The organism is Ruegeria sp. YTSA144, assembly GCF_059610125.1.
Map to the genome: position 1 here is coordinate 1,305,322 of NZ_JBXWNA010000001.1, position 12,299 is coordinate 1,317,620.

10 protein-coding genes are annotated in these 12,299 nt (G+C 60.4%); 7 read left to right on the forward strand and 3 right to left on the reverse strand.

Annotated features, from left to right (window positions below):
- Positions 1 to 666 carry an SDR family NAD(P)-dependent oxidoreductase gene (locus AC2FF8_RS06570; protein ID WP_480683598.1) on the reverse strand — a complete coding sequence of 222 codons (666 nt, stop codon included), beginning with the start codon at positions 664 to 666 and terminating at the stop codon, positions 1 to 3.
- A 288-nt stretch (positions 667 to 954) separates the two neighbouring features.
- On the opposite strand from AC2FF8_RS06570, the gene AC2FF8_RS06575 reads away from it, so the two are divergent.
- The gene (locus AC2FF8_RS06575; protein ID WP_425078907.1) at positions 955 to 2,523 is read left to right on the forward strand and encodes a 2-isopropylmalate synthase; all 1,569 of its coding nucleotides are present in this window, start codon (positions 955 to 957) and stop codon (positions 2,521 to 2,523) included.
- A 178-nt stretch (positions 2,524 to 2,701) separates the two neighbouring features.
- Here AC2FF8_RS06575 and AC2FF8_RS06580 read toward each other — a convergent pair whose 3' ends face one another.
- A complete protein-coding gene (locus tag AC2FF8_RS06580; RefSeq protein WP_496879225.1) occupies positions 2,702 to 3,487 on the reverse strand; it encodes a 23S rRNA (adenine(2030)-N(6))-methyltransferase RlmJ in 786 nt (261 codons plus the stop codon).
- A 155-nt stretch (positions 3,488 to 3,642) separates the two neighbouring features.
- Between AC2FF8_RS06580 and AC2FF8_RS06585 the strand changes: the two genes are divergently transcribed.
- The 6 genes from AC2FF8_RS06585 to AC2FF8_RS06610 are packed head-to-tail and all read left to right on the forward strand — an operon-like array spanning position 3,643 to position 10,209.
- A complete protein-coding gene (locus AC2FF8_RS06585; protein ID WP_039523195.1) occupies positions 3,643 to 4,689 on the forward strand; it encodes a rod shape-determining protein in 1,047 nt (348 codons plus the stop codon).
- Between the two features lie 58 nt (positions 4,690 to 4,747).
- Positions 4,748 to 5,650, forward strand: coding sequence for a rod shape-determining protein MreC (gene mreC / locus AC2FF8_RS06590; RefSeq protein WP_170346418.1), 903 nt, complete (start codon positions 4,748 to 4,750; stop codon positions 5,648 to 5,650).
- Complete coding sequence (locus AC2FF8_RS06595) at positions 5,643 to 6,179, forward strand: rod shape-determining protein MreD (protein ID WP_496879226.1); 537 nt, start codon at positions 5,643 to 5,645, stop codon at positions 6,177 to 6,179. Before mreC ends, AC2FF8_RS06595 begins: the two co-directional genes overlap by 8 nt.
- Positions 6,176 to 8,125, forward strand: a complete 1,950-nt coding sequence (mrdA, locus tag AC2FF8_RS06600) for a penicillin-binding protein 2 (protein ID WP_496879227.1) — start codon at positions 6,176 to 6,178, stop codon at positions 8,123 to 8,125. The genes AC2FF8_RS06595 and mrdA overlap by 4 nt, the downstream gene beginning before the upstream one ends.
- Positions 8,122 to 9,261 carry a rod shape-determining protein RodA gene (gene rodA, locus AC2FF8_RS06605; RefSeq protein WP_170346415.1) on the forward strand — a complete coding sequence of 380 codons (1,140 nt, stop codon included), beginning with the start codon at positions 8,122 to 8,124 and terminating at the stop codon, positions 9,259 to 9,261. The genes mrdA and rodA overlap by 4 nt, the downstream gene beginning before the upstream one ends.
- Before the next feature lie 15 nt (positions 9,262 to 9,276).
- A complete protein-coding gene (locus AC2FF8_RS06610) occupies positions 9,277 to 10,209 on the forward strand; it encodes a 2-hydroxyacid dehydrogenase (protein WP_496879228.1) in 933 nt (310 codons plus the stop codon).
- 2 nt (positions 10,210 to 10,211) lie between these two features.
- On the opposite strand, the gene AC2FF8_RS06615 is transcribed toward AC2FF8_RS06610, so the two are convergent.
- Positions 10,212 to 12,227 carry a M3 family metallopeptidase gene (locus AC2FF8_RS06615; protein WP_496879229.1) on the reverse strand — a complete coding sequence of 672 codons (2,016 nt, stop codon included), beginning with the start codon at positions 12,225 to 12,227 and terminating at the stop codon, positions 10,212 to 10,214.
- Positions 12,228 to 12,299: the final 72 nt, after the last annotated feature.

The window sequence follows — 12,299 nt, forward strand, 5'->3', positions numbered from 1 at the left end:
TCACCAGGGAACAGGTTTTCCGGCCCAGTCAAAGAACCCACCGGTATCTGCCGGGCTTAAACCGCCGATCACGGACAACAGATTGCGCGCGGCTTCCACGGGTTCAACGGCGGGATGCCGGTCCAGGTATTTCCGGGTGAATTCTGTCTTGACCGTACCCGGATGCAGCGCAACACATATCGCCTGTTTATGTGTCCGGGCCAATTCAATTGCCGAAGTATGGACGATCTGATTAACCGCTGCTTTGGCCGCGCGGTAGCTGATCCAGCCGCCCATCCGGTTATCTCCTATTGAACCGACCCGCGCGGACAAAACAGCAAATACCGAACGCCGCTGTCGCGGCAACAACTGATGGGCCCGGCTTAGTACCAGCGCCGGACCAACGGCATTCAGAGCAAACTGGTCCATCATTGCCCTTGCCGAAACAGACCGAATGGTCTTTTCGGGCGCATTGCCTGAAATTTCCAGCGCCCCGGAAGCGACAAGAACAAGATCGAACGGGCCTGACAGGCGATCAAGCATCCGACTCGCTTGGTCCGGTTCCATCAGATCGAACCCCTCGACAGAGCGCGAAAGGCACGTCACCGCAACACCCTGTGCCTCCAATTGCTCGCGTACGGCCGCACCGATCCCGCCGGACGCACCAATGATCAAAGCAGTATCCATCTGCGACCAGCTAGCGGCATGGACGGATCAATCAAGGGGCGGGAATTTCGACCCCCCTACGCCGCAACTTGTCGAAAATTGGTTCTTTTCATTCCCGGCGGCGTCTGTATAACCTCAAACCCATGATCAACTGCGCAGATATCCCTTTTGCCAAAGCCGCCCCTCGCGGCGCGGTTCTGCGTGGCCTACTGATCCTAATCCGCCTCTGAGCGTGCCATCCGGCGCGCCCGCTCAGAGGAGGACGCCAGCGCGCCAACAGGCTTTAGGACAGACAAGAAAGAGATTCCCATGACCAACGTGACCGACCAAGACCGTGTCTTGATCTTCGATACCACTTTGCGCGACGGCGAGCAGAGCCCAGGCGCGACCATGACCCATGACGAAAAGCTCGAGATTGCCGAGCTGCTGGATGACATGGGCGTCGACATCATCGAAGCCGGTTTTCCGATCGCATCCGAAGGTGACTTCAAAGCGGTATCCGAGATCGCCAAGAACGCCAAGAACGCCCGTATCTGTGGTCTGGCCCGCGCCAATTTCGCCGATATCGATCGCTGCTGGGAGGCGGTCAGACACGCGGAACAGAACCGCATTCACACCTTCATCGGCACCTCTCCGCTGCACCGCGCCATTCCGAACCTGACACAGGACGAGATGGCTGACAAAATCCACGAAACGGTCAGCCACGCGCGCAACCTGTGCGAAAACGTGCAGTGGTCGCCGATGGACGCGACCCGGACCGAATGGGATTACCTGTGCCGCGTCATCGAAATCGCGATCAAGGCCGGGGCGACCACCATCAACATCCCCGACACCGTGGGATATACTGCGCCGCTGGAATCCGCGGACCTGATCAAACGCCTGATCGAAACGGTTCCGGGCGCAGATGAGGTGATCTTTGCCACCCATTGTCATAACGACCTCGGCATGGCGACCGCGAATTCGCTGGCGGCGGTCATCGGTGGTGCGCGCCAGATCGAATGCACCATCAACGGCCTGGGCGAACGCGCCGGCAACACCGCCCTGGAAGAGGTCGTGATGGCAATGCGCACGCGCAATGACATCATGCCTTTCCACACCGGGATCGACACGACCAAGATCATGCATATCTCGCGCCGGGTCGCTACGGTGTCGGGCTTCAACGTGCAGTTCAACAAGGCCATCGTCGGCAAGAACGCTTTTGCCCACGAAAGCGGCATCCATCAGGACGGCATGCTCAAGAACCGCGATAATTTCGAGATCATGCGCCCCGAGGATATCGGCCTGTCGGGCACATCCCTGCCTCTGGGCAAACACTCGGGACGTGCGGCTCTGCGCGACAAACTGGAAACGCTGGGCTTTGAAGTTGGCGACAATCAACTCAAAGACATTTTCGTGCGGTTCAAGGATTTGGCGGATCGCAAGAAAGAAGTGTTCGACGACGATCTCATTGCACTGATGACCCTGGATGAGGCGGATGACTATCTGCAACTGGTGTCGATGAAAGTCACCTGCGGCACCGGCGGGCAGGCGGAATCAACGGTCGAGCTGGAAGTCGACGGCAAGGACGTCATCGCAACTGAACACGGTGACGGGCCGGTAGACGCGACCTTCAAGGCAATCCGTGCGATTTACCCCAACACGGCCCGCTTGCAGCTGTATCAGGTTCATGCGGTGACCGAAGGCACCGATGCGCAGGCCACGGTTTCGGTCAGGCTGGAAGAAGATGGCATGATCGCCACGGGTCAATCAGCGAACACGGATACCGTCGTGGCTTCGGCCAAAGCCTATATCCACGCGCTGAACCGCCTGATCGTGCGCCGGGAAAAGACCGGCCCGGGCGCCGATGCCCGCGAAATCAGCTACAAAGACCTGACCTGATCCAAATTGGCGCGGCGAGGGGCTCCCGCACCTGCGGTTGCCCGGCTGCGCCGAGCACCCTTGCAGCTTTGGGCCCGGCAGCGCGCCTGCGGCGCGCTGCCGGGCCCAACATGTTTGACGGCATCTCTGATGCGGGCAAACAGGGCGGGAGCATCGGTTGCATTTCTTTTGGCTGACTTCAGAGACCTGCGAATAGCTGCGACAGACGTGTCATTTCTTCCTCGATGCCGAATGGTGCGTTCAGAATGAACATCCCTGATCCCACCATCCGATGCCCCTCGCGCACCGGTGGGAATGTCACCTCATGACAAATGGCCTTGGGGAAGTTTTGCGCTTCAAGCGTCGCGATCATCCGGGCGTGGCGTTTGTCCGTCAGAACAGGGTACCACAGCGCGACCACCCCGACATTCCATTTCCGGTGCAGTTTGGCAATCACGCCGGGCAGTCGATCGTAATCAGTCTTCACCTCATAGCTTGGGTCAATCAGCAACATTCCCCGTCGCGGCGTCGGAGGCAGCAGGGATTGCGCCAGTTCAAACCCGTCCTGCTGATACACCCTCGCCCCGAACGGCGACATCGCCAAAGACAGCGCGGCATGTTCCTGGGGGTGCAGCTCTGCAAAATGCAGACTGTCCCGATCCCTCAACAGACTTGCTGCAATCATCGGTGACCCCGGATAGGCCGCGTCACCGTGCCGGGCCTGTACGTTTTCCAGAACCCGCGCCATCGGATGTCCGGGTCCGAACCACCCTTCTCGTTTCGCGCGCGCGATCCCTGCCGCTGCCTCGCCCGTCCGCATGGATTCGTCTGCGTCCAACTGGTACAGCCCCCGTCCGGAATGCGTTTCGATATAGCTGAGCGGCTTGTCCTTGCGCGTCAAATAATCCAGCACCCAGGCCAGCAATGCGTGCTTTTGGACATCAGCCAGATTCCCGGCGTGGTAAATGTGTTGATAAGAGAGCATTTTGCCTTCTAAAGTCCCATTCAATAAGGCGGAAAGGTGCTGATTGTCGCGGAATCAGCCCTTTTACCGGGCGTGATGGCACCCTATAAGTCATCCGTCCCGGAACCGTCGAGTCGCGGGCAGTAGAAAAACCGACATACAGGATCAGGGGAAACATGGGGATCTTTGGCAATCTGGGCGGCCTGTTCACAGCGGACATGGCCATCGACCTTGGAACGGCGAACACGCTGGTTTACGTCAAGGGGCGCGGTGTCATCCTGTCTGAACCTTCGGTCGTAGCCTATCACGTCAAGGACGGCGTGAAGAAAGTTCTGGCTGTCGGCGAAGATGCCAAGCTGATGCTGGGGCGAACGCCCGGTTCGATCGAAGCCATCCGCCCCATGCGCGAAGGCGTGATTGCTGACTTCGATACAGCCGAAGAAATGATCAAGCACTTCATCCGCAAGGTGCACAAGCGTTCGACTTTCTCGAAGCCCAAGATCATCGTCTGCGTCCCCCATGGCGCGACACCCGTTGAAAAGCGTGCGATCCGTCAGTCGGTTCTGTCCGCTGGCGCCCGCCGCGCCGGCCTGATCGCCGAACCGATCGCCGCCGCGATTGGCGCGGGCATGCCGATCACCGACCCGACCGGCAACATGGTCGTCGACATCGGTGGTGGTACAACCGAAGTGGCGGTTCTGTCGCTGGGTGACATCGTCTATGCCCGCTCGGTCCGCGTCGGTGGTGACCGCATGGATGAAGCCATTATCTCGTACCTGCGTCGTCAGCAGAACCTGCTGGTCGGTGAATCCACCGCCGAGCGGATCAAGACGACAATCGGCACGGCGCGGATGCCCGATGATGGCCGCGGCCAGTCTATGCATATCCGGGGTCGTGACCTGTTGAACGGCGTTCCCAAGGAAATCGAGATCAGCCAGGCCCAGGTCGCCGAGGCGCTGTCGGAACCTGTTCAGCAGATCTGCGAGGCTGTGATGACCGCTCTGGAAACCACTCCGCCCGATCTGGCCGCCGATATCGTGGACCGGGGCGTCATGCTGACCGGAGGTGGAGCATTGCTGGGCGATCTTGATCTTGCCCTGCGCGAACAGACCGGCCTGGCCGTGTCCATTGCGGACGAAAGCCTGAATTGTGTGGCTTTGGGCACGGGCAAGGCGCTAGAATACGAAAAACAGCTGCGCCACGCGATTGACTACGAAAGCTAAGGCGCGCACCTTCTAGGGACAGGCTTAATTCGGCACGAGCAGCACGGGAAGGTAACCTGTGGCAAAAGACCGATCACAGCGCGATGACTACACGACCCCTCTGCGCCGCTTGTTGCTGGGGATCGTCATCCTGTGCTTGCTGGGCATCTTTCTGGTCTGGCGGATCGACAGCCCCCGCGTCGAGCGGTTCCGCGCGCAGGTGGTGGACGCGGTCGTACCGTCGATGGATTGGGCCATGGTGCCCGTGACTGCCGCTGTGAACCTTGTGCGCGATTTCCAAAGCTACCAGCGCCTGAGCGAGCAGAACCGCGAGTTGCGCAGTGAACTGCGCCTGATGCGTGCCTGGAAAGAGGCCGCACTGCAATTGGAGCAGGAAAATGCACGGCTGTTGGATCTGAACAATGTCCGCCTCGACCCGCGCCTGACATACATCACGGGTGTCGTGATGGCCGACAGCGGGTCACCCTTCCGGCAGTCCGTCCTGTTGAATGTGGGGGAGCGCGACGGGATCGTCGATGGATGGGCCACGATGGACGGGATCGGGCTGGTTGGCCGCATTTCCGGAGTCGGGCCGGACACGGCTCGGGTGATCCTGGTGACGGACGCGACCAGCGCCATTCCGGCAACGATCCAGCCTTCTGGCCAGACCGCACTGATCAAAGGAGATAACACCCCGGCCCCAGTGGTCGAGTTCCTGGAAAACCGAGAGCTGGTCCGTCCCGGTGATCGGGTGATCACATCCGGCGACGGTGGCGTTTTTCCGGCAGGTCTGCTGATCGGCCAGATCGCCGCGGATCCGGGCGGCCGCCTGCGCGTTCGCCTTTCGGCGGATTTTGAACGGCTCGAGTTTCTTCGTGTTCTGCGCTTCCATTCGCCCCCCCCAATTCAGGATCCGGGTGGGATCGTCGGACCAACGCGACCCGAAACAGCGCTTGTACCGGATGAGGTAAGTGATGGATAGGCCCGCCTCATACAACTGGGCCATGCGCGGCCTTTACGCAGCGCTGGCTTTTGTCGTGCTGTTCCTGCATTTGCTGCCGCTTGATGCGCAACCGGATCGCTGGCCCTTTCCCGATGTGCTGATTGCGCTGACCTTTGCCTGGGTGTTGCGGCGCCCCGATTATGTGCCCACCCTGTTGGTCGCGTTTGTCATGCTGATGGCGGATCTGCTGCTGCAACGCCCGCCCGGCCTTCTGGCCGCGCTGGTGGTGTTCGGCGCAGCCTATCTGCGCGCTGCCGCCCCGGGTATGAAGGACACCGGATTTGTCGGAGAATGGATGTCTGTCGGTGTGGTGATTGCCATGGTGTTTTTGATGAACCGAGTCGTCCTGTCGATCTTGTCGGTGCAGCAGGCCGCCTTGTGGCCAGTGGTGGTTCAACTTGTGCTGACAATCGCCTTCTACCCGGTCATCGTGCTGCTGACCCAAAGCGTATTTGGCGTCCACCGCCTGTCTGCTGCGGATGCCGGAGCCGTAGGAGGCAGGGCATGAAGCAACGCAAACCCAAGTCGCCGGGCCTTGCCTATAAACGTCTGCCACGCCGGGCGCTGCTGCTGGGCGGTTTGCAGGCGGCTTTTATCGGCGGGCTGGCCGCACGGATGCGTTTCATGCAGGTGGATCAGGCCGACGAATATCGCCTGCTGGCCGAAGAAAACCGCATCAACATTCGACTGATCCCGCCAACCCGTGGACGTATCTATGACCGCAACGGGCAGATCATCGGTCAGAACTCACCATCCTATCGCATCGTCATCGTGCGTGAAGACGCAGGTGACGTCGACAAGGTGATTGCCAAATTGTCGGAACTCATCCCGCTGAACGATGATGAGATCGAGCGCGCCCGGACCGAAATGCGCCGATCAGCGCCGTTCCTGCCAGTGACTCTGGCGGATCAGGTCACTTGGGAAGACATCTCGAAAGTCGCGGTCAATGCCCCGGCCCTGCCGGGTGTGACGCCCGAGGTCGGCCTGACGCGACAATACCCACGCTATGAGGATTTCGCCCATATCGTCGGCTATGTCGGCCCGGTCAGCGACTATGATCTCAGCAAGCTCGAAGACCCCGAGCCGGTTTTGCGGATTCCCCGGTTCCAGATCGGCAAGGTCGGGTTGGAGGCCAAACAGGAAACTGCCTTGCGTGGCAAAGCCGGCGCAAAGCGTGTCGAAGTCAACGCCACCGGGCGCGTCATGCGCGAACTGGACCGGCAGGAAGGTCAGCCGGGTGCGGACCTGCAATTGACGATCGATGCCGACCTGCAACAATACGCGCAAGCGCGGCTGGCAGGTGAAAGCGCGGCTGCCATTGTTCTGGATTGCGAAACCGGGGATCTGCGCGCCGTCAGCTCTACACCCAGTTTCGATCCAAATCTGTTTGTGCGCGGTATCTCGGTCGCTGATTATCGGGCGCTGACGCAGGACAAGTATCGCCCCCTGGCCAACAAGTCCGTGCAAGGCACTTATCCCCCGGGGTCGACGTTCAAGATGGTCACTGCATTGGCCGCGCTGGAGGCTGGCGTGATAGGCCCCGGCAACACAGTGTATTGCCCCGGGCACCTGAAGGTCGGCAGCCGCCGGTTCCACTGCTGGAAGCGCGGCGGGCATGGCACGGTTGATCTGAACCTGTCGCTGAAACGCAGCTGCGACGTCTATTACTACGACGTGGCCTTGCGGGTGGGCATCGACAAGATATCCGAGATGGCCCGTACATTGGGGCTGGGTGTCAAGCACGATATTCCGATGTCGGCGGTTGCCGCTGGACTTGCCCCCAATCAGGAATGGAAGCAGCGGACACACGGTCAGGATTGGCTGGTGGGCGACACGGCCAACGCGTCCATCGGGCAAGGGTTCATGCTGGCCTCACCGTTGCAACTGGCCGTAATGACGGCTCGTATCGCCACCGGCCGATCTGTTACACCGCGGCTTGTGCGTTCGATCGACGGTATCGAACAGACTTCGGGCGCGGGGGAACCGCTGGACATCAACTCCTACAATCTGGAACAGGTGCGCAAGGCAATGTATTCGGTCTCGAACGACCGGCGGGGGACTGCCTATCGCAGCCGCATCATCGCGGACGAGTTCCGCATGGCCGGCAAAACCGGCACCAGTCAGGTTCGAAACATCACCAAGGCCGAACGTGCCGCCGGCGTGATCCGCAACGAAGACCTGCCATGGGAACGTCGCGACCACGCGTTGTTCGTCTGCTTCGCGCCCTATGACAATCCGAAATACGCGGTTGCCGTGGTCGTTGAACATGGCGGCGGCGGGTCCAAGGCGGCGGCACCGGTGGCCCGCGATATCATGCTTCAGGCGCTCTACAACGGTACTCCGCCGCTTGAGGCATATCCGGTTGCCGACCGCGAGCGCATCAAGGAACAGCAAAAACGGCTCGAGGGCGACCGTCGCCCCAAAGCGCGTCCAGACGGAAAGGACCGCGCATGAGCTATCTAGAATATGCCGTGAAATCCACGCCGTCGGGGTTTCGGAAGTTCCTGTACATGAACTGGCCGCTGACCCTGCTGCTGATCAGCACCGCCAGCGCTGGGTTCCTGATGCTGTATTCAGTCGCAGGCGGGTCGTGGACACCCTGGGCCGAGCCACAGATGGAGAGGTTCGGGCTTGGCCTGATCGCGATGTTCATCATTGCTCTGGTTCCGATCTGGTTCTGGCGCAACATGTCCGTTCTGGCCTATCTCGGGTCGGTCGCATTGCTGGTATTCGTGGAATTGTTCGGCACCATCGGCATGGGCGCACAGCGCTGGATCGACCTTGGGTTCATGCGCCTTCAGCCCTCAGAGGTCATGAAGGTGGCCCTGGTCATGGTTCTGGCGGCGTATTACGATTGGCTTCCATCGCACAAGACGTCCCGCCCTCTGTGGGTCTTCATCCCCGTGGCCCTGATTGTTCTGCCCACCTTGCTTGTTCTGAAGCAACCGGATCTCGGCACGTCGATCCTGCTGTTGGCCGCCGGTGGCGGGCTGATGTTTCTTGCAGGTGTCCACTGGGCTTACTTTGCAGCCGTCATTGCCGCCGTCGTGGGCCTGATCGCCGCCGTGTTCAACAGTCGCGGGACCGAATGGCAGTTGCTCAAGGATTATCAGTTCCGCCGGATCGACACGTTTCTTGACCCCTCTACCGATCCTCTGGGTGCCGGGTATCACATCACGCAATCCAAGATCGCCCTTGGATCGGGGGGCTGGAACGGGCGCGGTTTCATGCAGGGTACACAATCCCGGCTGAACTTCCTGCCCGAGAAACACACCGATTTCATCTTCACCACCCTCGCCGAGGAGTTCGGCTTTGTCGGGGGCATCACGCTCTTGGTTCTCTACGCCCTGATCCTTGTGTTCTGCATGGCGACCGCGCTGGCCACCAAGGATCGGTTCTCCTCTCTGGTTACTCTGGGCATCGCGCTGAACTTCTTCTTGTTCTTTGCCGTCAACATGTCGATGGTGATGGGCATGGCACCGGTCGTGGGCGTCCCACTGCCAATGGTCAGCTATGGCGGATCGGCCATGCTGGTGCTGATGGCCGCGTTCGGCATCGTCCAAAGCGCACATATCCATCGTCCCCGCTGATCTGAAAGGCCCCCGATGCCCGTAAACGTTCTGTTTTCCGCGCGCCCTGCCCTGTGGCCCGTGTATGAACCGCTGCTCACTCGATACCTTGCAGAAGCTGGCGTAGAGGCGGAGATCAGTACGGAATTTGACCCGGATCAGGTTGATTACGTTGTCTACGCTCCGAATGGCGGGTTACTGGATTTTTCGCCCTTTTCGCGCCTGAAGGCGGTTCTGAGCCTTTGGGCCGGTGTCGAAAAGATCGCGGACAATGACACGCTGAGCGTCCCATTGGCACGGATGGTGGATCACGGGCTGACGCAGGGAATGACCGAGTGGGTGGTGGGCCATGTGCTGCGCTATCATCTGGGAATGGATCGCCACATCACCATCCAGGATGGCGTCTGGGCCCCGGATGCCCCACCTTTGGCGCAGCAGCGCAACCTGTGCATTCTGGGCCTCGGCGCGTTGGGTGAAGCCGCGGCCCGCGCCCTGGCCTCGCTGAATTTCACGGTCACTGGCTGGAGCCGCACCGCCAAGGACATCCCCGGCGTAACCTGTCTGCACGGTCCTGACGGGCTGCGTGATGCGCTTTCCCGGGCCGAGATACTGGTTCTGCTGCTGCCTGACACCGCTGCCACGGAAAACGCGTTGAATGCTGAAACGCTGGCCCTGCTGCCCAAAGGCGCGCGGATCATCAACCCGGGTCGCGGGCCCCTGATTGATGACGAAGCGCTGCTGGATGCCTTGAACTCGGGTCAGGTCGGTCACGCGACGCTGGATGTGTTCCGGATCGAGCCCCTGCCCCCCGACCACCCGTATTGGTCACATCCGAACGTGACCGTGACCCCTCATATCGCGTCCGAGACCCGCCCGGTCACAGCCGCGCAGGTCATTTGCGAAAACATCCGGCGTGGCGAGGCCGGAGAGCCCTTCGTGCACCTGGTGGATCGCACATTGGGCTACTGATTTCAGGCCGCGATCAGACCGCGGCCTTTCAACAGGGCGTCAACCCCCGGCAATCTTCCCCGGAACGCCAGATACAGGTCTTCTGCCTCGCGCGAACCGCCAGTGGACAGGATGTTGTCCTCCAACGCCTTGGCGCGTTCCGGATCAAAGGCACCACCCGCCTCTTCAAAGGCGGCAAAGGCGTCGGCATCCATCACTTCGGACCACATATAGCTGTAGTACCCCGAGCTGTAGCCGTCGCCTGCGAAGACATGCGCGAAATGCGGAGTGGCATGGCGCATTCCAATGGCCTTCGGCATCCCCAACCCGGCCAGAACTTCCGACTGTTTCGCCATCGGATCTGCCGGTGCCTCGCCATCGTGGAAGGCCAGATCGACAAGGGCCGAGGCGACATATTCCACCGTCTGGAATCCCTGATCGAAATTGGCCGCCTTCAGCACCTTTTGCAGCATTTCCTGCGGCATCGGCTCGCCCGTTTCCGCATGGGTCGCAAATTCGGCAAGGACCTCTGGCACTTCCAGCCAATGTTCGTAAAGCTGGCTGGGCAATTCCACGAAATCGCGCGCCACGGACGTGCCCGAGATGCTTTCATATGTCACGTTGGACAGCATCTGGTGCAGGGCATGGCCGAATTCATGAAACAGGGTCCGCGCGTCATCATAGGAAAGCAAGGCGGGATCCCCCTTGGCGAAGTTGCAGACATTGATGACAACCGGTGTCTGCTTCTTTGGGAATTTGGCCTGTGCCCTCATCGCGCTGCACCAGGCACCTGACCGCTTGGACCCTCGTGCAAATAAGTCTCCGATAAACACGGCAATATGCTGCCCGTCGCGGGTAACGTCCCAAGCCCGGCAATCCGGGTGATAGAGGGGTACGTCCAACGGTTTGAATTCCAGCCCGAAAAGCCGGTTGGCGCAGGCAAACGAAGCCTCGATCATGCGATCCAGTTGCAGATAGGGTTTCAACGCGGCCTCATCCAGATCGTGTTCCGCCTTGCGCCGCTTTTCAGCGTAGTACCGCCAATCCCAGGCTTCCAGCGGGCCATTGATGCCGTCTTCCTGCATCATCTGCGTCAGAACTTCCGCGTCGGCGTCGGCGCGGGACTTGGCCGGTTCCCAAACCTGCATCAACAGCTCACGCACCCGATCCGGCGTGCGCGCCATCTCGGTTTCCAGCTTGTAGTCGGCGAACGTGTCATAGCCTAGAAGCTTGGCGCGCTCTTCGCGCAAGGCCAGGATCTCGGCCGCGATGTCTCGGTTGTCGGTCTCGCCCCCATTGGCACCGCGCGCGGCCCAGGCACGATAGGCTTTTTCGCGCAGGTCCCGGCGGGGCGAAAACTGTAGGAATGGCACGATCAGCGACCGTGACAAGGTGACCACTGGTCCCTTGGCTTTCTTCTCCTGCCCCGCGGCACGTGCCGCGTCCACGACGAAATCCGGCAGGCCGTTCAGATCCTCTTCGGTCAGATCCATGAACCAGTCCCGCTCATCCGCCAGCAGGTTCTGGGTAAACGCCGTGCCCAGCGACGCGAGGTGCGACTTGATCTCTTGCATACGGGCGTCTTCGTCCCCCTCCAAGGCCGCGCCGGCACGCACAAAGCCCCGGTGGGTCAACATCAGAACACGCGCCTGCTCCTCGGTCAGGTCAAGATCATCGCGCCGTGCCCATAGGTCGGCAACACGCTTGAACAGCGATTTGTTTGAAGAAATGCCCGAAAAATGCGCTGAAAGCCTGGGGGAAAACGCGCGTTGCAGTTCTTCCCGCTTTGGGTTGCTGTCTGCGCCCGCAATCGTAAAGAAGACCGACAGGACCTTGTCCAGTTGCCCGCCCGCGGCCTCGAGCGCCTCGATCGTGTTGGCGAATGTGGGGGTATCCGGATTTGCAGCTATCGCATCAATCTCGGCGTTATGCTCTTTCATCGCCTGCTCCAGTGCGGGCGAGAAATCATCATCCGAGATATCGGAAAAAGGGGCGATTTCAAACGGTGTGGTCCAATTGGACAGGATCGGGTTGGTCATGCGGATCTCCTTTGATCCCATAGCTATGTCGCCATGGCCGGGTGTTCCAGAACACCCTACCCATATGAAGAA